Genomic DNA, 23,774 nt, shown 5'->3' with positions numbered 1-23,774 from the left:
CTTCACGGGTGACCAGGAACCTGTAGAGCCGAGCCCATGCTCGGCTCAGGCATCGTGCCAGGAGCAGCCGGGCATGGGCTCGGCTCTACAAGGGCAATTCAACAACGCTCAGCGAAACCGCAGCCCCACGCGCGCGCCACCGAGCGGCGCCGCTTCGATCTTCAACATCGCGCCATGCCGCTGCGCGATCTCGGCCACGATCGCCAGGCCCAGCCCGCAGCCGTCGCCCTCGCTGCTGGACCGGTAGAAGCGTTCCGTGACGCGCGCGCGTTCCGCTTCGGCGATGCCGGCGCCGTCATCGTCCACCCACACCTGCACGCCGTCGGTCTCCTGCCGAACGCCGAGGGTGATCACTCCGGGCGCGGCGCCATAGCGCAGCGCGTTGTCCAGCAGGTTGCCCAGCGCCTCGCGCAGCAGCTGTGGATCGCCCTGTATCTGCACGCTGTCGTCGGGTCCGTCGTAACCCAGGTCCACGCCTGCAGCCAACGCACGATCGGCGTAACGCTCGACCACGCCACGCGCCAGCGCGGCCAGGTCGAGCGGCTGCAGCGGCAGCGCGCTGCCATGGGGATCTTCGGAACGGCTGAGCATCAGCAGCTGGTTGACCAGATGCTGCAGCCGCGCCAACCCGGCCAGCGTGCCCGACAGCGCCAGCTGCTGCGCCTGCGGATCATGCTGGCGCAAGGAACTCTCCAGCTCCACCTGCATCGCCGCAAGCGGCGTTCGCAGCTGGTGCGCGGCGTTGCTGACGAAGCGCCGTTGCGCCGCCTGCATCGCGTCCAGTCGCTGCAATAGTGCGTTGTACGCCTGCACCGCCGGCCACAGCTCGCGTGGAGCTTCCTGCGCCGGGTCCAGCGGTGCCAATGGATCCGGCCGCGGGCTGGCCAGCTTCCGTGCGACCAGGTTGGCGTGGCGTGCGGCGGCTCCGGTGCCCGACCACGCCAGCCACGCCGCCAGTGCCAGGATCGCGGCCTGGAACGGGATGCTGGTCAGCAGCAGCTTGCGTTCCAGCCGGTGGCGCTTGCGCAGCGTCTCGGCCACGCGCAGCCGGATGTCATGGCCCGGCCCGGCGCTGACCACGACTTCGACCATGCGCACTGGCTGCCCACGCAGGCGCGCATCGTAGTAGACCGCGCCCTCATCGGCGGCAGCGCTCCCCGGGCGCGGCAGTGCTTCGGGCAGGTCGCCATACAGGCGCCCGCCTGCAGCGTCGACCACCTCGCCATGCACTTCGTCGGCGGTGTCCCAGGTGAACATGCGCGATACGGCCGGGGTGATCTCGATCGAAGCGCGGCCATCCTGCACTGTCACCAGCTCGGACAGCGACATCGCCGAGTCCAGCAGCCAGCGGTCGTAGACCTGGCCGGCGTAGTAACGGGCCAGCGCGAACGAACCCACCGCGCTGCACAGCAGCAGCACCAGCAGTGGCAGCCACAGGCGTCTCAGCAGCAGGCCACGCAGGCTGTGCACGCGCTCAGTCACCCACGGCCTCCAAGCGGTATCCAAGCCCACGCAGCATGCGGATGCCGACGCCGGCACGTGCCTGTTCCAGCTTGCGGCGCAGGCGGCTGACATGCACTTCGATCACCGACAGGCTGGCCTCGTGGTCCCAGCTGTACAGCGCGTCGAACAGGCGCTGCTTGGTGACGGTGCGGCCGGGATGCTGCATCAGGGCCTCGACCAGCGACAGCTCACGCGCGGTCAGTTCGATGCGCTGGCCGTCCACCTGCACTTCATTGCGGATGCTGTCGAAGCACAGGCGACCCAACCGCTTCTGCGCAGGTGCGTCGCTGCGGCGGCGTGACAGCGCACGCAGGCGTGCTTCCAGCTCTCCCAGTGCGAACGGCTTGGCGAGATAGTCGTCGCCTCCCCGGTCGAGGCCGAGGATACGGTCTTCTACACCGTCGCGCGCAGTGAGGATCAGCACCGGCAGGGTCACACCGTCGTTGCGCAGACGCGAGAGCAGGTCGAGGCCATCGACGTCGGGCAATGAAAGATCGAGCACCATTACGTCATATGGCGCGCTGGCCAGTGCAGCGGGTGCATGCAGTCCGCGCGAGAGGTGGTCGCACAGATGACCCGTGCCCTGCAGGGCACGGATCAGTCCATCGGCCAGGGCGGCGTCGTCTTCGATCAGCAGGATTCGCATTGCAAGCTTCGTGCAAGGTTGGGGCAAGATTGGCGCAAGTGCGTCACCTTACCGTGACGCGCATGAATTTCTCCCCTTGTCTTGCGGCTGTGTTGGCTGCCCTCCTGTGCGCACCTGCGGCATCGGCACTGTCCCTGCAGGAGGCGCAGCGCGCCATGGAAGCGCATAACCCGGACCTGCGTGCGGCGGCGCTGGAGCTGCGCGGGGTGCAGGGCGACGCGCAGGCCGCCGCGTTGCGGCCAGCGGCCGAGCTGTCGATCGGCAGCAGCAAGATCAGCCCGAAGCACGGCATCGGCCCGGGGCGCTGGCAGGACAAGCGGGTGGACAGCACGCTGGGCCTGGGCTGGACCTGGGAGCGCGGTGGCAAGCGCGCATTGCGCATCCGCCAGGCCGATGCACTGCTGGAAGTGGCCGGGCTGGAGATGCTCGATACCCGGCGCCGGCAGCAGGTAGCGCTGCATGAGGCCTACTTCGGCCTGAAGCGCGCGCAGGAGCGGGTGCAGATTGCCGAGGCCAATCGCCAGAGCTCGGCCGAACAGATGGCGGCAGCCGACAAGCAGGTTGCCACCGGGGCGATGGCGCCGGTCGACCGCGCGCGGCTGGCGGTGGACGACCTGGCGGTGGCCGACGCGGCGCGCGAGGCAGTGCTGGATCTGCGTGATGCGCGGCATGCGCTGGGCCTGCTGCTCGGCCGTGACGACAGCGGTGACCTGAGTGCCGATGATCCCTGGCCCGACCCCGCAGCCGTTGCCGCAACGCGCGCGTTCGATCCGCAGCAGCGTGCCGATCTGCGTGCGGCGCGTTCGCGCCTGGCCGCGGCCGATGCCGGTGTGGCACTGGCGCGCAGCGAGCGCCATCGCGACGTCCAGCTGGGCGTGGAAGCCGAACGCGAGCCGACCGACATCAGCGGCGTCACCTGGGGTGTGTCATTGACCATCCCGCTGGGCGGCCCGTCGCGTGCACGCGGCGCGATCCAGCGTGCCGAGGCCGACCGTGACAGTGCCGCGCTGGAACTGCAGGTGCTGCAGCGCGAAGCGCGCGCCGAACTGGACCAGTTGCAGGCCAGCGCGCAGTCCGCCGCGCAGCGTCGCAGCGACTATGAAGGGCTGCAGTCCGACGCTGCACGCAAAGCGGTGCGGGGCATCGAACTGGCCTACCGCCGCGGTGCCGCCAGCCTGACCGATCTGCTGGATGCGCGCCGTAGCTGGCGCGACTTCGAGGCTGCGCTGATCGAGGCGCGTGCCGACCATGCCATTGCGTTGGCGCGCTGGGAAGCGGCCACATCCGTTGCTGAAGGAGAGTCCTGATGAAGTCCACTGTCGCCCATCGCCTGCGGGCGCGACACGCCGTGCTGCCGGCCTTGCTGGCGCTGGCGCTGCTGGGTGGCTGCGGCCGCGAGCCGGCCTCGTACATCGAGGACGCGCCGCAGATCAGCGGCGGCCAGATCCAGTTTCCGGCCGGCAGTCGCCAGCTGGACGTGCTGCGCAGCGAGGCGGTGACCGCCGGCGCCAGCGCCAGCCTGCAGCTGCCGGGTCGGGTGGCCTGGGACGAGACCCGCTCCAGTGCACTGCGCACGCCATTGGCGGGGCAGGTGGCGCGTATCGATGCGCAGCCGGGGCAGAAAGTGAAGGCGGGCCAGGTGATCGCCTGGATCACTTCGCCCGAGTTCGGCCAGGCCCAGGCCGACGGCGTGCGCGGCCGCGCCGAACTGCAACAGGCCCGCAGGGAACTGGATCGCATCCGCGAGCTGCATGCGGCGGGTGTGGCATCGGGCCGTGAACTGGACGAGGCCGAGGCCAACTTTGCCGGCAGCCAGGCCGATCACGCGCGTGCGACCGCCTTCGCCAAGGCGTATGGCAATGGCCTGCACGTCGACCAGCGCCTGCCGCTGCGCGCCCCCATCGACGGCGTGCTGGTGGAACGGCGGATGAGCCCGGGCATGGCGGTCAGCCCCGACAGCGAACAGCCGTTGGCAGTGATTGGCGATCCGGACCGCTTGTGGTTGCTGCTGGATGTTCCCGAGAGCCAGGCAGGGCGCTTGAGGGCGGGCATGCAGGTGAGCCTGGCCGGTGCCGATGGACGGCCGCTGCAGGTGACCCTGCAGCACGTGGATGACTTCGTCGACAGCGAGCGCCGCGTGGTGCAGGCGCGCGCCGAGCTGGACAACCGGGCACGGGCATTCAAGGCCGGCCAGTACGTGCGTGCGCAGGTCGCGTTGCCGGCCGAGGGCGGTGTCTCGCTGCCCGACGCTGCGGTGCTGCTGATCGACGGCAAGCAGGTGGTGTTCGTAGAGGAAGCAAAGGGCCGCTTCGTGCGCCATGCCGTGCACGCCGAGGAACTGGGTGACGGCCGCCTGTGGGTGCGTGAAGGCCTGGCGGCGGGCAGCAGGGTGGTGGTCGAGGGTGGCCTGCTGCTGCAGCAGCTGGTGGACAGCGCGCCGGCAGCCGCCAGCACCGGCACGGGGCACGCCGCCCCATGATCGATCGCCTGATTGCCTATTGCCTGCGCCAGCCACTGATGGTGATGCTGGCGCTGCTGCTGTTCATCGGCGCTGGCATTGCTGCGTTCCGCATGTTGCCGGTGGAGGCCTTCCCGGATGTATCCGATACCCAGGTGACGGTCGTATCGCTGCACCCGGGCCGCGCCGCCGAAGAGGTCGAGCGCGAGGTGACGATGCCGCTGGAAGTGGCGCTGTCCGGCATTCCGCATTCGGTGCGGGTGTTCTCGCATACCCAGTTCGGCCTGTCGATGATCATCCTGACCTTCGACGACAAGGCCGATGACTACTTCGCGCGCCAGCAGGTGCTGGAGCGCCTGCAGGGCGTGGAGCTGCCTGAAGGGGTAACCCCGGAGCTGGAGGCGATGAGTTCGGCGGTGGGTGAGATCTACCGGTACGTGCTGAAAGGCCCGCACATGACGCCGACCCAGTTGCGCACCGTGCAGGAATGGACGATGGAGCGCAGCCTGCGCACCGTGCCGGGCGTGGCCGATGTGATCAGTTTCGGCGGCTTCGCGCGCACCTTCCAGGTCAAGCCGGACCTGGACAAGCTGCGTGACCGTGGCATCAGCCTGGGTGAGTTCGCCGAGGCGCTGGAGAAGGGCAGCTCGAATGCCGGCGGCGGCTACGTGGAACGCGGCCAGCAGCAGTTCCTGATCCGTGGCGTGGGCCTGATGCGTTCGCCGGCGGACATCGGCAACGTGGTGGTTGCGCAGCGCGGGGGCACGCCAATCCTGGTGCGCGACCTGGCCGGCATTGCCGACACCGGCCTGCCCCGGCAGGGCCTGGTCGGCCAGGACGACAATGACGATGCGGTGTTCGGCATGGTGCTGATGCGCAAGGGTGAGAATCCGTCCGACGTGCTCGACGCCCTGCATGCGCGCATCGCGGAGATCGAAGCCAACCAGCTGCCGCACGGGGTCAGCATCGAGCCGTTCTACGACCGCTCGTGGCTGGTCTCGACCACGCTGAAAACCGTCTTCCGCAACCTCCTGGAAGGCGCGGTGCTGGTGTTCCTGGTGCTGTGGCTGTTCCTGTACAACGCCCGCGCCGCACTGATCGTGGCGGCGATGATGCCGCTTGCGCTGCTGTCGACCTTCCTCGGCCTGCATCTGTGGGGCGTGCCGGCCAACCTGCTGTCGCTGGGGGCGATGGACTTCGGCATCATCATCGATGGCGCGGTGATCGTGACCGAGCACATCGTTTCGCGGCTGTCGAAGCTGCCCTCCGCAGCCGACCGGAAGGCGAGGTTCTCGACCATTCTTTCAGCTGCATCGGAAGTGGGGCGGCCGACGTTCTTCTCGATGCTGATCATCATCGCCGCGCACATCCCGATCTTCACCCTGCAGCGACAGGAAGGCCGCATGTTCGCGCCGATGGCGTACTCGGTGACCTCGGCATTGATCGGTGCGTTGATCCTCGCACTGACCGTAGTGCCGCTGTTCTGCTACTGGTGGCTGCGGCGCGACCGCATGCGCGATGGCAATCCACTGATGGACCGCCTGACCAGCTGGTACAAGCCGATCCTGGAACGCGCACTGGCCCGCCCGCGTGCGGTGGTGCTGACTGCGGTTGCGCTGCTGGTCGGCACGCTGGCGCTGGGCACCCGGTTGGGTTCGGAGTTCCTGCCCGAGCTGGACGAAGGATCGATCTGGCTGACCGCAACGCTCGACCCGAGCACCAGCCTGGCCGAGGCGCAGCAGCAGTCGCGGCGCATCCGCGAGCTGGTCGGCACCTTCCCGCAGGTATCGACGGTGGTGGCCAAGCTCGGGCGCCCGGAGGATGGCTCCGATGCCAAGGGTGCCAACCAGATCGAGGCGCTGGTGGCGTTGAAGCCGGAGGAAGAGTGGCCTAAGGGCGTGGACAAGCGGCAGCTGGTGAGCGATCTGCAGCGCACGCTGGAGCAGCGCATTCCAGGGCCGGAGTTCTCGATCTCGCAGCCGGTGCGCGACAACATCCTGGAGAGCATCTCGCAGATCAAGGGCCAGGTGGTGATCAAGGTGAGTGGCTCGGATCTGGACGTGCTGAACCAGCAGGCGCAGGCGATCCTGGCCCAGGTGCGTGCGGTGGACGGCGTGGAAAGCGCGTTCATCGATCGCGACGGTTCCCTGCCGCAGCTGCAGATCGACATCGACCGCGACCGCGCCGCGCGCTATGGCTTGAACGTGCGCGATATCGACGCGGTGATCGAGACTGGACTGGGCGGGCGCCAGGTCGGCGAGCTGTGGGAGGGTGACCGCAGGTTCCCGATCACCCTGCGCCTGGACGATGCCGATCGTGACCTGCAGCGGCTGCGCACGGTCCCGGTCGGCATCGGCGATGGCCACACGGTGACACTGTCCGACGTGGCCGATTTCCGCATGGCCAGCGGCGCGATCAACATCTCACGCGAGAACGCACAGCGGGTGAAGGCAGTGAGCATCTTCATCGCCGGGCGTGACATGGGTAGCGTGGTGGCTGACATGCGCAAGCGCGTGGAGGCCAGCGTGCAGTTGCCGGAAGGCTACCGGCTGGAGTGGTCCGGCGAGTTCGAGAACCAGCAGCGTGCGATGAAGCGGTTGGGCTGGGTGATTCCGCTGTCGGTGCTGATCATCTTCGTGCTGCTGTTCGATGCCTTCAAGGACATCAGCAGCGCGGCGCTGATCCTGGCCAACGTGCCGCTGGCGATGATCGGCGGCATCCTGGCCTTGTGGTTGACCGGCATCCCTCTGTCGGTGTCGGCGGCGATCGGGTTCATCGCGTTGTTCGGGCAGTCGGTACTGAACGGGGTGGTGATGCTCAGTCGCTTCGCCCAGCTGCGCGAGCAGGGCATGGACCTGCTGCAATCCGTGGTGCAGGGCTCGCTGCAGCGCCTGCGCACGGTGCTGATGACCGCGCTGCTGGCGATGTTCGGTTTGCTGCCGATGGCGACCTCGCATGCGATCGGTGCCGAGACCCAGAAGCCGCTGGCGGTGGTGGTGATCGGTGGCCTGCTGTCGGCGATGCTGCTGACCCTGCTGGTACTGCCCACGCTGTACTACTGGGTACACCGGCGCCGCGAGGACCGTAGCGCCTGACCCAACTGTAGAGCCGAGCCCACGCTCGGCTGCGTCTGGCCTTCGCGCGAAGAGCAGCCGAGCGTAGGCTCGGCGCTACCGAATCCCCGCGCCACGCGCAGATGCGATCCACGCCATGCGTGGATGCCGTCCGCGCGACCTACACCATCCCACCGTTGGCGCGCAGTACCTGGCCATTGATCCATCCGCCATCGGCACCGGCCAGGAAGGCCACCGCACCGGCGATGTCCTCTGGCGTACCCAGCCGCTCCAGGGGGGGCATCTTCGCCAGCCGCTCGATCAGCTCCGGCGATTTTCCATCCAGGAACAGCTCGGTAGCGGTCGGGCCCGGCGCCACGGCGTTCACTGTGATGTTGCGCCCGCGCAGTTCCTTGCTGAGGATCGCGCCCATCGTCTCCACCGCCGACTTGCTGGCCGCATACACGCTGTAATTCTCCAGCCGGGTCCCGACCACGCTGGTGGACAGCGTGACGATGCGCCCGCCGTCGCGCACCCGTCGTGCACTTTCGCGCAGCACATTGAAGGCGCCCTTGAGGTTGATGCCGATCACCCGCTCGAACAGGGCATCGTCGGTGTCGGCCAATGGTGCCAACTGCAGTACGCCCGCGCTGTTGACCACCACGTCGATGCCGCCGAAGCGGACTTCGATGGCATCGAACAGCCGCCGCACCGCCTGCGGATCGGCGACATCGGCCTGAAGCGCGATGGCCTGCGCGCCGGCTGCGCCGAGTTCGGCCGCCAAGGCTTCGGCGTCGTCGCGGCGGCCCGCATAGTTGATCGCGACCGCGTGGCCGTCGGCGGCGAGCCGGCGGGAGATGGCGGCGCCGATGCCACGGGAGCCGCCGGTGACCAGGGCGACAGAGCGGGCGGGGGAGAGGGTCATGGTGGCTTCCACTGGGGCACGCCGGAGCGGCGCAGGGCCATCTTCGCGCCATCGCACGTTCGGATAATCCTGCATAATCCGCCAACATCATCCGGATAGCCGAACAATGGACCGCTTCACGGCCATGCGCGCCTTCGTCCGTATCGTCGAGCGCCGCAGCTTCACCCGGGCCTCCGAGGACCTCGGGCTGCCGCGCGCCACGGTGACCGACGCGATCAAGGCGCTGGAACTGCGGCTGGGCGTGCGCCTGCTGCACCGGACCACGCGGCAGGTGGTGCCGACGCTGGAAGGCGAAGCCTTCTACGGGCGGTGCCTGCGCCTGATCGCCGACATGGACAATGCCGAGGCCGCGTTCCGTGACGCGCCGCCGCGCGGCCCGTTGCGCATTGAAGTGCACGGCACGCTGGGCCGGCACCTGCTGTTTCCGCAGCTGCCGGACTTCCTGCAGCGCTACCCGGAGATCGAACTGGACGTCAGCGAAGGCGACCGCTATGTCGACCTGCTGCGCGAAGGCGTGGATGCAGCGTTGCGGGTGGGGACGCTGGCCGACAGCGATCTGGCGGCGCGCCGGTTGACGATGCTGCGCGAGGTGACGGTGGCCTCGCCAAGCTATGTGCAGGCCAGGGGCGCCCCGGGCAGCATCGATGCCCTGCAGGACGGCCACCAGATGGTCGGCTACCGCTCCAGCGCCAGCGGCCAGCTGATTCCGCTGGAGTTCCAGCAGGATGGGCAGGTGCGGTACCTGCCGCTGCCGGCGCGGGTGCGTGTGTCCGGCGCGGATGCGTTCCTCGGGGCCGCGCTGGCAGGCCTGGGCATCATCCAGGCACCTCGCTACCGGATGGACCCGTATATCGCGCGCGGGCAGCTGGTCGAGCTGTTGCCTGAGACGCCGCCGACGCCAAGCCCATTGAGCCTGGTCTACCCGCGCAACCGCACGCCGTCGCCACGGTTGCGGGTGTTCATTGACTGGGTGGCCGGGGTGTTCGACTCGTCCGAGGGTGCCGGCCAGCGGCCGGCACTATCGACGCAGCACGCGAAGCTGTCCGACTGCAGGGGGTAGTGCCGGCCGCTGGCCGGCATCACAGCGCTGCCAACGACCCCTGCATGCGATGGAAACTGCCATCGGTGGCGGTGAACCAGGCCAGCGAACGCCCGCCGACGAAGTCATCGACATGCACCACCGATGCGCCATCGGCTTCCAGCCACGAAATGGCATAGACCCCTTCGCTGATCTGCTGCCACTCGCAGGCGGCTTCGCCCTGCACACCGGCATAGGCGCCGGAGACGATGGCGTACTGCACGTGGCGGCCATCGGCGCTGTAGATGTTGTCAGCGGCCAGGCGGTCATAGCGGACGCGGAAGCGGCGGCCGGCGAACAGCGGCAAGGCGGGGGCAGTGTTCATCGGATCGCCACCGGGTTGATGTTGACCTGGGTCGAGCCGACATACAGCGGTTGGCCGAGCACGAACAGGAATTCCCAGGCCTTGTCTCGGACCAGGGCACGGCTGTCGATCAGCTCCAGGTTGTAGATGCCGCGCTTGGCCAGCATGTACTGGTTGACCGGAAATTCCTCGGCACCGTTCGGGTTCGGGTAGACCTCCGAGGCCCAGGTGTCGCCACCGAAGGCGACGATGCCCTGGTCGGCCAGCCACTTCGCCGCCTCCATGCCGATACCCGGTTCCACTTCCAGGAATTGCGTGTTGTCCTTGCCGATCAGTTCCAGCCAGCCGGTGTTGAACAGCACCAAGTCGCCCTTGCGCAGGCTCAGGCCCTGCTTCTTCAGCACGGCCTGGATGTCGGCCACGGTGAACTCGGTGCCGCCGGGCACGATCGCCTTGCCGTAGTGCGCGGTCATGTCCAGCACCACACCGCGGGTGACCATCGGCGGCACCTTCTCGACGCCGAGCTTGCGCACGCCGTCGACGGTGACGAAGTCGGCGGCCTTGTTGCCGTTGTAGTAGACGTTGTCGATGCCGATATGGCCGATGCCATTGAGCTGGGTGCCGACGCCGGTCCACGCGTTCACCAGTTCATCGTTGAAGGTGAACCTGTTGGGGCCCAGCGACCTGCCGGCCTGCTGGCCGACCTGCACGTTGTACAGGCGGAAGCTGCGGTGGCGGAACGCGGGCAGGTTCTTGTCCACCGGCACCGCCAGCGGATAGGTCTTGCCGGTCCTGACCAGCGAGACCGCGCGCTTGACCACATCCGCGGTCAGCAGGTTGGCCGCGCCGATCTCATCGTTCGCGCCATAGGCAGAGGGATACCAGTCCTCGGCGGTAGCCTGGAGAGACAGCGGTAGGGTAGCCAGTGCAAGCGCGGCCAGGGTCTTCATCTTCATGGCAAAGCTCCGGTAACGGTCAGGCCGCCGCGGCGGCGCCGGCATGGGCCGGGAAGTGCGGCAGCACGTACTCGGCGATTTCGTGGAAGGTCTCGGCCAACGGCCGTTCGTTGCGGCGGAACTGTAGGCTGATGTGGTCAACGCCGGCGGCCTGCAGGGCATTCAGTTCGCACAGCAGGGCGTTGCGGCCGCCGCGCAGGCCGAAGCGCCAGCGCTGCAGGGGGGCATTGGCATCGGCCACCAGGTCCAGGTGGATGAAGCTGGCATAGGGCTTGTTGCCGGCCACGGCGCGCCAGGCCGCCACGCGTTGCGCATGGTCTTGTGGCGTGCCCGGGTAGGCCAGGCAGCCGTCCATGTGCTGGCCGATCCACGCCGGTTGCTGCTGGGCCAGGCCGGCCACGAACAGCGGCAGGGCCGGGCCATCCGCGGGCAGCACGTCCAAGCCCTGCGGCAGGTGGGCGGCGGCGCCTTCGCGCAGCAGTGCGATCTGCTCGCGGAAGCGGCTGCCACGGCTGTCGAAGTCGCGGCCGAACAGTGGGTACTCCACCGGGCGATCGCCACTGGCCACGCCCAGCAGCAGGCGGTCGCCGCTGAGCCGCTGCACGCTGCGCGCCGACTTCAGGGTCAGCAACGGCTCGCGGATCGGCAGCACCACCGCACCGGTACCCAGCAGGATGTGCTCGGTGATGCCGGCGAGATAGCCGAGGTAACTGAACACCTCGAACACCTGCGCCGCATCGCCGAAGGCCGGGTCGTACACCGGCACGTCGCGTACCCACAGCGCGCGGAAGCCGAGGCGGTCGGCCAGCCGTGCCAGCTCCGCATGGCGCTGCAGGTCCGGTTCGCCGGGCAGGCGTCGCGCCTGTTCGCCCAGCGGCGTCCAGTCATTGTCCAGCGGTGCTTCGATGCCGATGCTGAAACCCCCGGCCTGCAGCCGCGCCAACGCACTGCACATGGCGAGGCGCCTCAGTCCCAGGCCGGGGCCAGGCCCGGCGGATCGACTTCGCGGCCGTTGCGGTCAAGCGCGGCGATCGCGGCCATGTCATCGGCATCCAGGTGCAGGTCCTGGGCGAGCAGGTTGCTGGCCAGGTTCTCGCGCTTGGTCGAGGACGGGATGACCGAGTAACCCAGTTGCAGTGCCCACGCCAGCGCGACCTGGGCCACGGTAGCCTGGTGCTTGCCGGCGATGGTGGCCAGCACCGGATCCTTCAGCACCTTGCCGTAGGCCAGGGTCATGTAGGAGGTGACAGTGATGCCTTGTTCCTGCAGGAAGGCGGTCAGCGCCGGGTTCTGCAGGTAGGGGCTCAGTTCGATCTGGTTGGTGGCGATCTCGCCGGCGCCGACCACCTCGATGGCCTGCCGGGTCAGTTCGATGTTGAAGTTGGACACGCCGATCTGGCGGGTCAGGCCCAGCGTCTTGGCTTCGGCCAGTGCGGTCATGTACTCGCGCACTTCAACGCCATTGCCCGGCGCCGGCCAGTGGATCAGCAGCAGGTCGACGTACTCGGTGCGCAGCTTGGCCAGGCTGTCGCGCAGGCTCGGGATCAACTTGTCGGCGGCGTAGTTGTCGACCCAGATCTTGGTGGTCAGGAACAGCTCGTCGCGCGGGACGCCGGATTCGGCGATGGCCTGGCCGACCTCGGCTTCGTTGCCGTAGATCTGCGCCGTGTCAACCGCACGGTAGCCGACGTCGAGGGCGTTGCGCACCGAGTCGATGACGGTCTGGCCGGTCAGGCGGAAGGTGCCGACGCCAAAGGAAGGAACGCTCATGATGGACTCCAGGGACTTCGTAGAGAGCCGGCGGGCTCGGGACAGGGCGAAGTGTGGGCGCTTTACATTTGTTGATTAAGCCGTGTATACGGGAAATGCTTTTGCAGCGAGGTAAATAATGAAAACCACCCTGGATGAGCTGAAGGCCTTCGTGGCGGTGGTCGATGGTGGTTCGATCACGGCGGCGGCCGAGGCGCTGGAGCTGACCATCTCGGCCACCAGCCGCACCTTGGCGCGGTTGGAGGACAAGCTGCAGACCACGCTGCTGCGGCGGACCACGCGGCGGCTGGAGCTGACCGAGGAAGGCGCGGCGTTCCTGGAGTACGCGCGCACGATCCTGGCCACGGTCGACGAGGCCGAGGAACAGATGGCCGCGCGGCGGCTGCAGCCGGTCGGGCGCCTGCGCGTGGACGCCGCCACGCCGTTCATGCTGCACGTGATCGTGCCGCTGCTGGAGGGCTTCCGCGAGCGCTACCCGCAGGTGGAGCTGGAGCTGAATTCCAACGAGGGCATCACCGACCTGATCGAGAAGCGTACCGACGTGGCGTTCCGCATCGGCGTGCTGCGCGATTCGAGCCTGCATGCGCGGCCGATCGGCCACAGCCGCATCCGCGTGGTGGCCAGCCCCGAGTACCTGCGACGGCACGGCACGCCCACGCGGGTGGAGCAGCTGCGCGAGCACGACCTGCTGGGCTTCACCCAGCCCAGTTCGTTGAACGAATGGCCGCTGCAGGATGCCGATGGCGGTCCTTTCGTGATTGAGCCGGCGATTGCTTCGTCCAGTGGCGAGACACTGCGCCAGATGGCGGTGGCCGGGCTGGGCATCGCCTGCCTGTCCGACTTCCTGACCCGCCAGGATCGGCGTGACGGCCGCCTGGTGCAGTTGTTCGCCAGGCAGACGCAGGAGGTGCGGCAGCCGATCAACGCGGTGTACTACCGCAACACCGCGCTGGCCGCGCGCATCACCTGTTTCGTCGACCACGTGACGCAGACGCTCGGCCAGCGTCCGTTTGACGAATAAGGCGGGGTAGAGCCGGCCGCTGGCCGGCTTCCGGGACCTCGCAACTGCCGGCCAGCGGCCGGCACTACCAGCTGCGTATCACCTGTTGCGTGGCCCATGCATGGAGGGGTAGAGCCGGCCGCTGGCCGGCTGCCGGTTCCCCGCAGCTGCCGGCCAGCGGCCGGCACTACCAACTGCGCATCATCTGTTGCGTGGCCCATGTACGGATGGGTAGAGCCGGCCGCTGGCCGGCTTCCGGGACCTCGCAACTGCCGGCCAGCGGCCGGCACTACCAAGCTGCGTATCACCTGTTGCGTGGCCCATGCATGGAGGGGTAGCGCCGGCCGCTGGCCGGCGTTATCGCTTGTGCAGCGCACGCCGATTCGCGATGTGCGCGCATGCCAGCAGCACGCCACCGCTGGCCGTCGCCACGCCGTGCCAGAGCAGCGATTCCTTCAACGGCAGGTACAGCGAGGACGACAGCAGCAGGATGGCGCCGACGCACGCCAACCGCAGGGGGCGCCAGTACCGATGCCGATGCGCCCCGGCCGAGGTACTCACCAAGGCAAGCGACGAGGCCAGCAACGCGAACAGCCACTCCCAGCGCGACATCATCAGCAGCAATGTCATTGCGCCATGGCCGGGATGCTGGAACGAGCGCAGCGCCATCATCGCGGCCGGCACGAAGGCCAGCAGCAGGGGCAGGGCGATGCAGTGGGCGGCGCAGGCCAGCGACAACCAGGCCCCGGCAAGATCGAACCGGGGGTGCCAGCGTGCCGAACGTGGCGGCTGGGCCAGGGCCCTTGCGGGCGTCGTGGGGATGTGGTCCATAATGTTACATAGTAACAATAGGAATCTCCCCCATGAAGCGTTCTGCTGCTCTTTTCCTGCTGCTGGCGGCCAGCACCGCGCAGGCCCATGACGTCCGCCAGTTGGGTGCGCATGTGCACGGCCAGGCCACCGTCGATGTTGCGCTTGACCAGCAGACGCTGGAATTCGTCCTGCAGGCCCCCGGCATCGGCATCCTCGATTTCGAGCGGCCGCCGGCCAACGCAGCCGAGCAGGCCGCGCTGGCGCGTGCGACTGCGCTGCTGCAGAGCGGCAGCTGGGTCACCCTGCCAACCGCGGCGGGCTGCCGTCTTTCCGGCAACGATGCCAAGGCCGAGGGCTTCGATGCGCCGGCTGCCGCGCCGCCGTCAGGCAAGCACCGGCACGCGGGGTTCAGCGCAACGCTGCAGTACCACTGCGCCAGGCCGGCCGAGCTGCGGGCCATGGTCGTGCGCCTGCCCGCACTGTTCCCGGGCCTGCACGAAGTGATCGTCAACAGCGCCACCGCACGTGGCCAGAACCGCAGCGTGCTGACCACGGACAACCTGCGCGTGGTGCTGGCACCGTGAGCAGGCCACCGGTGATCGCGCTGGATGGCGTGCAGTTCGGCTATGGCCGGCGCCTGGTGCTGGACGTGCCGCGGCTGTGGATCGAGCAGGGCAGCAGTGTGCTGCTGCGCGGAATCAGCGGTGGCGGAAAGAGCACGCTGCTGGGCCTGTTGGCGGGCGTGTTGCTGCCCGGCAAGGGCAGCGTCGAGGTCGCCGGCCACGCGCTGCAGGCGATGCGCGGCGCCGCGCGCGACCGCTTCCGCGCCGATCACCTGGGTGTGATCTTCCAGCAGTTCAACCTGCTGCCGTTTCTCAGCGTGCGCGACAACATCGCGCTGGGCCTGCGCTTCTCCCGCGTGCGCAGCGCGCGCATCAGCGGCCCGCTGGATGCCGAGATCGCCCGCCTGCTGCAGGCCCTGCAGCTTGACCCGGCGCTGATGCCGCGGCGCGCGGGTACGCTCAGTGTCGGTCAGCAGCAACGCGTGGCGGCGGCGCGCGCCCTGATCGGCCGCCCGGCGTTGCTGCTGGCCGATGAGCCGACCTCGGCGCTCGACCGCGACGCCGCCACTGCGTTCCTGCAGCTGATGTCGGCGCAGTGCCAGGCGTCCGGCACCACCGTGCTGGTGGTCAGCCATGACGACAGCCTGCAGCCGTTGTTCGACTGCACGATTGCCCTGTCTCAGATCAATCAGGCAGGTGCCGGACATGCTTGAGCTTGCCTGGGCCAGCCTGCGCAGCCGTGCGTTGAGCGTGGGTCTGACCGTGCTGGTCATCACCCTCAGCGTGGTGCTGCTGCTGGGTGTCGAGCGCGTGCGCACGCAGGCACACGAAGGCTTCGCCAGCACCGTGTCCGGTACCGACCTGATCGTCGGTGCGCGTTCGGGGCCGGTGAACCTGCTGCTGTACTCGGTGTTCCATATCGGTGACCCGACCAACAACGTGTCCTGGCAGTCCTACCAGGCGCTGTCCGCGTTGCCGCAGGTGACGTGGGCGGTGCCGCTTTCGCTGGGCGATTCCTGGCGCGGCTACCGCGTGGTCGGTACCAGCGATGGCTATTTCGAGCATTACCGCTATGGCGCCGGGCATGCGCTTGCGTTCGCGAATGGACGGCCGTTCGATGACCTGTATGACGTGGTGATCGGTGCCGAGGTGGCGCAGGCACAGAAGGTCGTCCTCGGCGATGAGATCGTGCTGGCGCACGGTACCGGCGCGGTCACGCTGGCCACGCATGCCGACAAGCCGTTCCGTGTTGCCGGCATCCTGCAGCGCACCGGCACGCCGGTGGATTCGTCGCTGCTGGTCTCGCTGGCGGCCATCGAGGCGATCCATGTCGACTGGCGCTCGGGCGTGCAGCTGCGCAGCCAGAGTGTGAGCGCCGAGCAGGCGCGTCATCTGGACCTGACCCCGACCAGCATCACCGCCTTCATGCTGGGCTTGAATTCGCGCATTGCCACGTTCTCGGTACAGCGCAGGATCAACGAGTATCCGGACGAGGCGATGCTGGCGATCCTGCCCGGCGTCACGCTGCAGCAGCTATGGCAGTCGCTGGGCACCGCCGAGCGGGCGCTGCGGCTGATCAGCGCGATGGTAGTGGCACTGGGCATGGTCTCGCTGGTGGCGCTGCTGGTCTCGACCCTGCAGGAGCGGCGGCGCGAGATGGCGATCCTGCGTGCCGCCGGGGCATGGCCGGGTTACATCGCCAGCCTGCTGGTAGTGGAAGCGGTGGCGACCAGTGCGGTGGCGTGCGTGCTGGCCCTGTCGCTGCTGGTGGTCGCCAGCATTGCCGGGCGCGGCTGGGTACTGGCCACCTTCGGACTGTCGATCACCCATGCCTGGCCGGATGGCCGGGAATTGGCATGGGTTGCGGGTGTGCTGCTGATCAGCGCGGTAGCGGGGCTGGTGCCGGCGTTGCTTGCTTACCGGCGCACCTTGGCCGATGGCCTTTCAGCGGGAGGCTGAGCATGCGATGGATGCGGGTAGTGCCGATGGTGCTGGCGCTGGCCGCCTGTGAGCGGCCGGTGGATCCCGGCGTACAGGCCTTGCCACCCTCGCCGGTTGTCGACCGCGATGGCCCAGCGGGCGCGGCGGAGCAGGAGCTGGACTGGTTGCAGATGATGCCGAAGGATGAGCTGGCCGCACTGGAGCGGGGGGAGGGCCCGGAGGTCGAGCACAACGGCAACCGGCGCATGCCGCAGTTCGGCACCTTCCGCACGGTGGACACGGTCCTGCAGCGGCCGGTGCGCCTGCCAGGCTACGTGGTACCGCTGGCCAATGCGCAGGACGGGCGGCTGACCGAATTCCTGTTCGTGCCGTACTACGGCGCCTGCATCCACGTGCCACCACCGCCGCCGAACCAGATCGTGCACGTGGTGCTGCCACGCCCGATCGAGATGCCGGACATGTACTCGCCGTTCTTCCTGGCCGGCACCCTGCGTGCGGAACGGCTGGATGATGATCTGGCCGGCTCGGCCTACACCATGCGCGATGCGGAGCTGAGGCCGTATGAACCGTAGCTTCCTTTTGCTCACGCTGGGATGCCTGTGGCTGGCGGGCTGTACGTCGCCGGGCGGCGATGCCGTGGCGGTCGTGCCGCAGGACAAGCCGGCGCCCTCCGCCACGGCCGAAGCCCCCATTGACCGCTGGGACGCGTTGCGGCCCGACGAAGTGACCTATCAACGCCCACCCCCGCAGATCGGCCTGTCACGCAATGGCATGGACGGGGTGGGCGGGCTGATCGACGACACCGGCTCCGGCACGCCACCGGGACAGCAGATCGATCATTCCAGCCCGGACCGCGCAAGACAGTTCGGTTCTTCGCAGGTGGTCGATGCTGCCGATGGCCGCGCGGTGGACCTGGATGGCTACGTGGTACCGCTCGGCACCAACGATGCCGGCTTGGTGGATGAACTGCTGTTCGTACCGTTCTACGGTGCCTGCATCCACGTGCCGCCACCGCCGCCGAACCAGATCATCCACGTGACCCTGGCGACGCCGATCACGCTGGGCGATCTGTGGGATCCCTACCGGCTTGTCGGCCGCCTGCAGGTGAAGCGCTTCGACGCGGACATCGCCAGCGCCTCCTACGATGCTGCCGCGGCCACGCTGACGGCGATCCACAATTGATGCGCCGGCGCTGGATCATTGCTGGGATGCTGCTGGGCGCACTCGTGCTGCTGGTGTGGTGGCAGCGCGCCCCCACCGCGCCGCCGTCGGTCGCATTTCCGGCGCCTTCTTCCGATGCCCGCCAGCGCATCGAACAGCGCCTGGCTGATGACCACGCGTTCCGCAACGACGTGCTGTTCCTGCTCGCGGCCACAGTGCGCGACCGCTGCCAGCCGGCGCAGGCCGGGCTGCTGGCACGCATGGCCAATCGTGCGTCGCTGCCGGTGCTGGCGGCGGTCAGTGCGGTGACCCAGCAGGATCCATCGCTGGACCGGCCGATTTACCAGTACATCCAGCATCGTGCCGATGCGACGCCGTGCGGCCAGCCGCTGCAGATGCCGCTGGCCGGTGGGCGCAGCATGGCGGTGGACATCGAACAGTACGCGCGCACGTTCCCGGACAGCTATTTCGACCCGCAGCGCAGCAGCGAACCCCGGGATTTCGGCGCACGGTCGCTGCAGCAGCGCGCCGGCAATGCCTGCAACAGCGTGGTGTATTCGGTGCTGCCGCTGGGCGGCACCGACTGGCGGTGCAGCAGCCTGCGCGCGAATGCCCGTGCGCGGGTGCGCGGCCTGTGCGAGGACGAGCTACGCCGCCAGCATGGGAGCACGGGTGGGGAGCTGGACACGGCCGTCGGGCAGGGCATGCAGGCATCGGTGGTATCGGCGATTGCCGCGTTACCGGAAGACTGCCGGTGATGATCTGTGACACCGGCCATGGGCCGGCATGAAGGGCGCGGCAACATGAACATTGGCCGGCCCCCAATCTGAACCAGTGGCGTTGTTGTCATAACTATACAGGACATCCGGTATAGGTATGGCTGTAATCCACCCCATCAGGTTCTCCCATGGCTTTGTCCCAGCCCTTGGCCGGTGCCCCGGCCCTGTCGCCTGCCCGTCGCTGGGCACTGTTGTTCACCGTCGCCGCTGGCCTGTTGCTGGTTACGCTCGACAACTCCGTGCTCTACACCGCACTGCCCACCCTGACCGAGGAACTCTCGGCCAGTGCCGGCCAGGCGCTGTGGATCATCAATGCCTATCCACTGGTGATGGCCGGCCTGCTGCTGGGCGCGGGCACGCTGGGCGACCGCATCGGTCACCGTCGCATGTTCCTGATCGGCCTGGTGGTGTTCGGCGTCGCCTCGCTGGCAGCGGCGTTCGCCGACTCTGCAGCGCAGCTGATTGCCGCACGTGCGTTGCTGGCGGTCGGCGCGGCCGCGATGATGCCAGCCACGCTGGCGCTTATCGGCCTGAGCTTCCACGAAGCGCGCGAACGCAACATCGCCATCGCCATCTGGGGGGCGGTGGCCATCGTCTGTGCGGCGCTCGGTCCGATCATCGGCGGCTGGCTGCTGCAGCACTTCTGGTGGGGCTCGGTATTCCTGATCAACGTGCCGGTGGTGGTGATGGCGCTGGTGGCCACGCTGCTGCTGGCGCCGGAAGGCCAGCGCGATACCTCGCGGCCGTGGGACCTGGTTTCGTCGCTGCTGGCATTGGCTGCGCTGTCCGGCCTGGTGCTGGCGATCAAGTCGCTGATCGCTACGCCGCCGTCGTATGCGCTGGGCGCAGGCGCGCTGATGTTGGCCGTCATCAGCGGCGCAGCGTTCGCACGCCGCCAGCATCAGCTGCCGTACCCGCTGCTGGACCTCGCGATCTTCCGCAACCCGGCGTTCCTGGCCGGCACGCTGTCGGCAGTGTTCACCCTGTTTGCGATGGCCGGCCTGCAGCTGGTCACCACCCAGCGCTTCCAGCTGGTGGCGGGCTTTACGCCGCTGCAGGCGGGCCTGCTGGTGTCAGTGGCGGCGCTGGGCAGCCTGCCCAGTGCGCTGCTGGGCGGCAGCATCCTGCACCGGGTGGGCCTGCGCCCGCTGATCTGCGGCGGCCTGGCCGCAGGAGCGCTGGGTGTCGGCGTGGTGGCGTTCGGCTTCCGGCACGGCCTGGGCTGGGTGGTCGCGGGCATGGCGATCACCGGCTTCGGCATGGGCTCGGCCATCTCTGTGGCGTCCACCGCCATCCTCAACAACGTGCCGGCGCACCGTGCGGGCATGGCGTCATCGGTGGAAGAGGTGTCCTACGAGTTCGGTGGCCTGCTGGCGGTGGCGATGCTGGGCAGCCTGAGTGCCGCGATGTACAGCGCGTTCCTGCCGGTCTCGGCCGATATGCCCGCGCTTGCCCGCGAAGGTTTCACCCAGGCGCTGCATGCCGCGCGCGAGAGCGGGCAGGGTGATTGGTTCGCACTGGCTGCGGCGGCATATGACCGTGGCTACCAGATCGTGCTGCTGGTGATCACGGCGGTACTGGCGCTGGGCGCGACGATCATCGCGCGCCTGCTGCGTGGGCGCGTCGGCAGCCGCGAGGGCGCGGCCGATCGCGTAAAATGACGCGATGAGAACCAGCAAGCGCGACCGCATCCTCGACGCCGCCGTCAACGTGATCAATCGTGATGGCGTGCGCGCGGTGACCTTCGAGTCGGTGGCGGCCGAGGCCAAGCTGACCCGCGGCGGCCTGCTGTACCACTTCCCGTCGCGCGAGGCGCTGCTGCGCGGGATCGACGAGCACCTGGTGCAGGCCTGGGAGGCGTCGATGGAAGCGTTGCTGGGCAAGACCGCCGACCAGGCCACTGCGCTGGAGCGTTACCAGACCTTCGTGCGCGTGTCGGCCCAGAGCGCCACCCGTGCCGAACTGATGTTCATGCTCGAATCGGCCGACCCGGAGGCCGGCGAGCGTCCGTGGGGCCCGGCGGTTCAGCGCTGGGCACCGTCCGCGCCGGAGCCCGGGAATGTGGATCCGACGACGCTCGACAATTTCGTGGCGCGGCTGGCCGCCGATGGCCTGTGGATCTACGAGGCAATGTACGAAGGGCAGCTCGATGAAGGCGTGCGCGCCCGCGTTGCCGAGCGCATCGCCGGGCTGCTGGCGAAGTCGGATGGTACGTCCAGTTGAGCGGCCAGCCGGCGCGCCGACATCGCCCGTGGTAGAGCCGACCGCTGGTCGGCTGCCCTCCGGTCAGACAACGAAAATCCCGCGCGTCGCGCGATAGTCGACCAGCGGTCGACTCTACCCCTCATCCATTTACCCAGCCCGTGCTGCGCTCGCGGCCAACCACGCCCTGGGCGACGCCCCCAGCCGCTTGCGGAACGCCTTCGACAACGACGCGGTATCGGCAAACCCCACCTCGACCGCCACCTGCTTGACCGCCACGCCGCCCCGCAGTTGCGCGCAGGCCAGGCTCAGCCGCCAGTCCAGCAGATAAGCGGCCGGCGTCGCCTGCATCACCTCCTTGAACACGGCCGCGAACGCGCTGCGCGACATGCCGGCAGTCGCGGCCATGCGCGGCAGCGTCCATTCATCCTGCGGTGCCTGGTGCATCGCCACCAGCGCGCGGGCCAGACGCGCATCGGACAACCCACGCATCAGCCCATGACTGACGCCGGCCGCATCCGGGTGGTCCACCACCCAGCGCAGTATCTGGATCAGCGCCACCTCGAACAGACGGTTGGTCAGCAGCCGGGAACCGCAGCGCTGGCGATCGGCCTCGGCGAACAGCAGGTGCAGGGTGTCCTCCAGTTCGCCGATCGCCGCCAGCGGTACCACCATCACCGGCGGCAGCGACTGCACGATCGGATTGCGTGCACCACCATCGAAATCCAGCGTGGCGCAGGTGAAATCCGGGCCATCCAGCGGCGCATTGAAGAACACATGGTGCAGCGGCTGCGGGTACAGCAGCAGGCTGGGTGTGTCGATCTTCAACCGGGGCAGCGCGATATCGCTGTCGGGATGACGGACCTCCATTTCACCCTGGCGCAGGATATGCAGGAACGCACGACCGGGCTGCGGCTCGAAGACATGCTGCCCGCACAGCGGGCCACTGTGGAACAGCGCCGCCTGCACCCGGAAGCGTTCCAGCAGGGAGGAGAGGCGATCGGGCGTGGCGACGTCAGTGGGCGCAGTCATGGACGAATGGACAACAGGAGTGGCGAATAGCGCAGGATGCGTCCAGCGAGTCTACCTAGGATGAGCGGGTCGTCCAATTCCGGGCGCGTTCCCAAGGAGATCCACCATGTCCCGTGTCCCCCTGATCGATGCCGCCACCACCACCGCCGACCGCCAGGCCCTGCTGGGCCAGGTCCACGCCGCCTTCGGTGCCACCCCGGCCATGTTCCGCGCCGTGGCCAACTCGCCGGCCGCCCTGCACAGCATGTGGGGTTCGTTCGGCGCGCTGGGCGGCGGCCGCCTGTCGCCGCTGCTGGGCGAGCAGATCGCCGTGGCCGTCGCCAACCGCAATGCCTGCGCGTACTGCCTGGCCGCGCACACCGCACTGGGCCGCAAGGCCGGCGTCAGCAGTGAGCAGATGGCCGCCGCGCAGACCGGACAGTCCAGCGACCCGGCGACCGCCGCTGCACTGGGATTCGCGCTGAAGGTGGTCGAGCAGCGTGCGCAGATTGCCGACGGCGATGTTCAGGCGCTGCGTGCGGCCGGCTTCGACGATGAGCAGATCGTCGAGATCCTCGCGCATGTGGCGCTCAACCTGTTCACCAACTACGTCAACGTCGCGTTCGACGTGCCGGTGGACTTCCCGAAGGTCGCGCTGCGCTGAGGTCTACCGGGCCGGGGGCGCTGTGCTCCCGGCCATCTTCAGCAGGCGTGACCGTCGTCCGCCTGCAGCCGGTCAGCATGGGTATACACATTGAACCCGCTCTCCCGCGCGAACCCGACCAGGCACAGGCCGGCGCTGCGGGCCAGGTCGATCGCCAGCGCGGTCGGTGCCGACACCGCGGCCAGCACGCTGGCACCGGCGCGCACCGCCTTGCTGACCATTTCGTAGCTGGCCCGGCTGGAAATCACCAGCAGGCCGCCTTCAATGGCGTGTTCGTTGTGATGCAGGGCGCCGATCAGCTTGTCCAGCGCATTGTGGCGACCCACATCCTCGCGTACCCAACCGATGCGCCCACTGGCGTCGGCCCAGGCGGCGGCATGGGTGGAGCCGCTTGCCGCATTCATCGGCTGGTGCTGCGTCAGCGCGGCCAGCGCGCGCTGCAGAGCGGCGGGCGAGTAGCTGCGTCGCTCGCGGATCTGCGGCAGTGGACGCAGCACTTCTTCCAGCTGGCGGGTGCCGCACAGGCCACAGCCACCACGGCCGGGCAACAGGCGGCCATTGGCCGGGTCCAACTCGGCACCGGGTGCCTCCTCGGCCACGGTCATCTGCAGTTCGATGCCTTCCAGTTGCGGGCGGATGTCGATCGACAGCAGCTGCGAGGGCGCAGCAATCAGTCCCTCACTGAGCGAGAACCCGAGCGCAAAGTCCTCCAGGTCGCAGGGCGTGGCCATCATCACCGCGAAGGCGGCGTCGTTGTAACGCAGTGCGACCGGCACTTCCTCAGCGACCACGTCGACCAGCGGCTGTCGCCCCTCGCTGCGCCAGCGCTGCAACGGACGCTGGGCCGTGCCGGCAGGCGGGGTGTGCGGTGGGGTCGAATCAGGCATGCAGCGCGTCCGGGCTAGGGAGATACGCAGGTGGTGGACCACCCACGGCATCGAGAATAG

Annotated in this window: 24 protein-coding genes; 14 read left to right on the top strand and 10 right to left on the bottom strand. The window is 68.5% G+C overall.

Going from position 1 to position 23,774, the window contains the following annotated elements:
* Positions 1 to 108: 108 nt before the first annotated feature.
* Both KXV01_RS08790 and KXV01_RS08785 read right to left on the bottom strand, forming a co-directional pair.
* On the bottom strand, positions 109 to 1,482 hold the full coding sequence (locus KXV01_RS08790; protein ID WP_263467708.1) for a sensor histidine kinase: 1,374 nt from the start codon (positions 1,480 to 1,482) through the stop codon (positions 109 to 111).
* On the bottom strand, positions 1,475 to 2,149 hold the full coding sequence (locus KXV01_RS08785; RefSeq protein ID WP_049411549.1) for a response regulator: 675 nt from the start codon (positions 2,147 to 2,149) through the stop codon (positions 1,475 to 1,477). The genes KXV01_RS08790 and KXV01_RS08785 overlap by 8 nt, the downstream gene beginning before the upstream one ends.
* Before the next feature lie 62 nt (positions 2,150 to 2,211).
* Between KXV01_RS08785 and KXV01_RS08780 the strand changes: the two genes are divergently transcribed.
* From KXV01_RS08780 to KXV01_RS08770, 3 genes are read left to right on the top strand one after another with little or no spacing between them, the layout of a single operon-like run.
* On the top strand, positions 2,212 to 3,456 hold the full coding sequence (locus tag KXV01_RS08780; protein WP_049411546.1) for a TolC family protein: 1,245 nt from the start codon (positions 2,212 to 2,214) through the stop codon (positions 3,454 to 3,456).
* Positions 3,456 to 4,628, top strand: coding sequence for an efflux RND transporter periplasmic adaptor subunit (locus KXV01_RS08775; RefSeq protein WP_263467707.1), 1,173 nt, complete (start codon positions 3,456 to 3,458; stop codon positions 4,626 to 4,628). Before KXV01_RS08780 ends, KXV01_RS08775 begins: the two co-directional genes overlap by 1 nt.
* Positions 4,625 to 7,702 carry a CusA/CzcA family heavy metal efflux RND transporter gene (locus KXV01_RS08770; protein ID WP_263467706.1) on the top strand — a complete coding sequence of 1,026 codons (3,078 nt, stop codon included), beginning with the start codon at positions 4,625 to 4,627 and terminating at the stop codon, positions 7,700 to 7,702. The genes KXV01_RS08775 and KXV01_RS08770 overlap by 4 nt, the downstream gene beginning before the upstream one ends.
* A 139-nt stretch (positions 7,703 to 7,841) precedes the next feature.
* Here the strand turns inward: KXV01_RS08770 and KXV01_RS08765 are convergent, their stop codons facing one another.
* Positions 7,842 to 8,585, bottom strand: a complete 744-nt coding sequence (locus KXV01_RS08765) for an SDR family oxidoreductase (protein WP_100478411.1) — start codon at positions 8,583 to 8,585, stop codon at positions 7,842 to 7,844.
* A gap of 106 nt (positions 8,586 to 8,691) precedes the next feature.
* Between KXV01_RS08765 and KXV01_RS08760 the strand changes: the two genes are divergently transcribed.
* Positions 8,692 to 9,645 (top strand): LysR family transcriptional regulator, encoded by a 954-nt coding sequence (locus KXV01_RS08760; RefSeq protein WP_263467705.1) that lies wholly within the window; start codon positions 8,692 to 8,694, stop codon positions 9,643 to 9,645.
* A 19-nt stretch (positions 9,646 to 9,664) separates the two neighbouring features.
* On the opposite strand, the gene KXV01_RS08755 is transcribed toward KXV01_RS08760, so the two are convergent.
* From KXV01_RS08755 to dkgB, 4 genes are read right to left on the bottom strand one after another with little or no spacing between them, the layout of a single operon-like run.
* Positions 9,665 to 9,988 carry an adenylate cyclase gene (locus KXV01_RS08755; protein WP_111096302.1) on the bottom strand — a complete coding sequence of 108 codons (324 nt, stop codon included), beginning with the start codon at positions 9,986 to 9,988 and terminating at the stop codon, positions 9,665 to 9,667.
* On the bottom strand, positions 9,985 to 10,923 hold the full coding sequence (locus KXV01_RS08750; protein WP_263467704.1) for a cyclase family protein: 939 nt from the start codon (positions 10,921 to 10,923) through the stop codon (positions 9,985 to 9,987). The genes KXV01_RS08755 and KXV01_RS08750 overlap by 4 nt, the downstream gene beginning before the upstream one ends.
* A gap of 19 nt (positions 10,924 to 10,942) precedes the next feature.
* Complete coding sequence (locus KXV01_RS08745) at positions 10,943 to 11,878, bottom strand: TIGR03571 family LLM class oxidoreductase (RefSeq protein ID WP_263467703.1); 936 nt, start codon at positions 11,876 to 11,878, stop codon at positions 10,943 to 10,945.
* 11 nt (positions 11,879 to 11,889) lie between these two features.
* Positions 11,890 to 12,693: a 2,5-didehydrogluconate reductase DkgB gene (dkgB, locus tag KXV01_RS08740; RefSeq protein WP_263467702.1), complete on the bottom strand. Its 804-nt coding sequence runs from the start codon at positions 12,691 to 12,693 to the stop codon at positions 11,890 to 11,892.
* 118 nt (positions 12,694 to 12,811) lie between these two features.
* Between dkgB and KXV01_RS08735 the strand changes: the two genes are divergently transcribed.
* On the top strand, positions 12,812 to 13,714 hold the full coding sequence (locus KXV01_RS08735) for a LysR family transcriptional regulator (RefSeq protein WP_099487083.1): 903 nt from the start codon (positions 12,812 to 12,814) through the stop codon (positions 13,712 to 13,714).
* A 336-nt stretch (positions 13,715 to 14,050) separates the two neighbouring features.
* Here KXV01_RS08735 and KXV01_RS08730 read toward each other — a convergent pair whose 3' ends face one another.
* On the bottom strand, positions 14,051 to 14,524 hold the full coding sequence (locus KXV01_RS08730; RefSeq protein WP_100478212.1) for a MerC domain-containing protein: 474 nt from the start codon (positions 14,522 to 14,524) through the stop codon (positions 14,051 to 14,053).
* A 32-nt stretch (positions 14,525 to 14,556) separates the two neighbouring features.
* Here KXV01_RS08730 and KXV01_RS08725 point away from each other — a divergent pair, with 32 nt between their 5' ends.
* From KXV01_RS08725 to KXV01_RS08690, 8 genes are all read left to right on the top strand, one after another.
* A complete protein-coding gene (locus KXV01_RS08725) occupies positions 14,557 to 15,090 on the top strand; it encodes a DUF2796 domain-containing protein (protein ID WP_100478211.1) in 534 nt (177 codons plus the stop codon).
* Positions 15,087 to 15,782, top strand: coding sequence for an ATP-binding cassette domain-containing protein (locus tag KXV01_RS08720; RefSeq protein WP_263467701.1), 696 nt, complete (start codon positions 15,087 to 15,089; stop codon positions 15,780 to 15,782). The genes KXV01_RS08725 and KXV01_RS08720 overlap by 4 nt, the downstream gene beginning before the upstream one ends.
* Positions 15,775 to 17,028 carry an ABC transporter permease gene (locus KXV01_RS08715; RefSeq protein WP_263467700.1) on the top strand — a complete coding sequence of 418 codons (1,254 nt, stop codon included), beginning with the start codon at positions 15,775 to 15,777 and terminating at the stop codon, positions 17,026 to 17,028. Before KXV01_RS08720 ends, KXV01_RS08715 begins: the two co-directional genes overlap by 8 nt.
* A 2-nt stretch (positions 17,029 to 17,030) precedes the next feature.
* Positions 17,031 to 17,582, top strand: a complete 552-nt coding sequence (locus KXV01_RS08710; protein WP_099487094.1) for a DUF3299 domain-containing protein — start codon at positions 17,031 to 17,033, stop codon at positions 17,580 to 17,582.
* Positions 17,572 to 18,192 (top strand): DUF3299 domain-containing protein, encoded by a 621-nt coding sequence (locus KXV01_RS08705; RefSeq protein WP_263467699.1) that lies wholly within the window; start codon positions 17,572 to 17,574, stop codon positions 18,190 to 18,192. The genes KXV01_RS08710 and KXV01_RS08705 overlap by 11 nt, the downstream gene beginning before the upstream one ends.
* Positions 18,192 to 18,929, top strand: a complete 738-nt coding sequence (locus KXV01_RS08700) for a hypothetical protein (RefSeq protein WP_049411715.1) — start codon at positions 18,192 to 18,194, stop codon at positions 18,927 to 18,929. Before KXV01_RS08705 ends, KXV01_RS08700 begins: the two co-directional genes overlap by 1 nt.
* A 149-nt stretch (positions 18,930 to 19,078) precedes the next feature.
* Positions 19,079 to 20,611 carry an MFS transporter gene (locus KXV01_RS08695; protein WP_263467698.1) on the top strand — a complete coding sequence of 511 codons (1,533 nt, stop codon included), beginning with the start codon at positions 19,079 to 19,081 and terminating at the stop codon, positions 20,609 to 20,611.
* 4 nt (positions 20,612 to 20,615) lie between these two features.
* Entirely contained in the window at positions 20,616 to 21,173 is a 558-nt protein-coding gene (locus KXV01_RS08690) for a TetR family transcriptional regulator (protein ID WP_049411710.1), read from the top strand.
* Between the two features lie 129 nt (positions 21,174 to 21,302).
* On the opposite strand, the gene KXV01_RS08685 is transcribed toward KXV01_RS08690, so the two are convergent.
* Complete coding sequence (locus tag KXV01_RS08685) at positions 21,303 to 22,184, bottom strand: AraC family transcriptional regulator (RefSeq protein ID WP_263467697.1); 882 nt, start codon at positions 22,182 to 22,184, stop codon at positions 21,303 to 21,305.
* A gap of 106 nt (positions 22,185 to 22,290) precedes the next feature.
* Between KXV01_RS08685 and KXV01_RS08680 the strand changes: the two genes are divergently transcribed.
* Entirely contained in the window at positions 22,291 to 22,827 is a 537-nt protein-coding gene (locus KXV01_RS08680; protein ID WP_263467696.1) for a peroxidase-related enzyme, read from the top strand.
* A 38-nt stretch (positions 22,828 to 22,865) separates the two neighbouring features.
* Here KXV01_RS08680 and fdhD read toward each other — a convergent pair whose 3' ends face one another.
* Positions 22,866 to 23,714, bottom strand: a complete 849-nt coding sequence (gene fdhD / locus KXV01_RS08675) for a formate dehydrogenase accessory sulfurtransferase FdhD (RefSeq protein WP_099496025.1) — start codon at positions 23,712 to 23,714, stop codon at positions 22,866 to 22,868.
* Positions 23,715 to 23,774 lie beyond the last annotated feature (60 nt).

The sequence above is a fragment of the Stenotrophomonas sp. Ps181 genome (assembly GCF_025697425.1).
Lineage (GTDB): Bacteria > Pseudomonadota > Gammaproteobacteria > Xanthomonadales > Xanthomonadaceae > Stenotrophomonas > Stenotrophomonas sepilia.
Note: the sequence above shows the minus strand (reverse complement) of the source record. Positions and strands in the feature narration are given on the sequence as shown.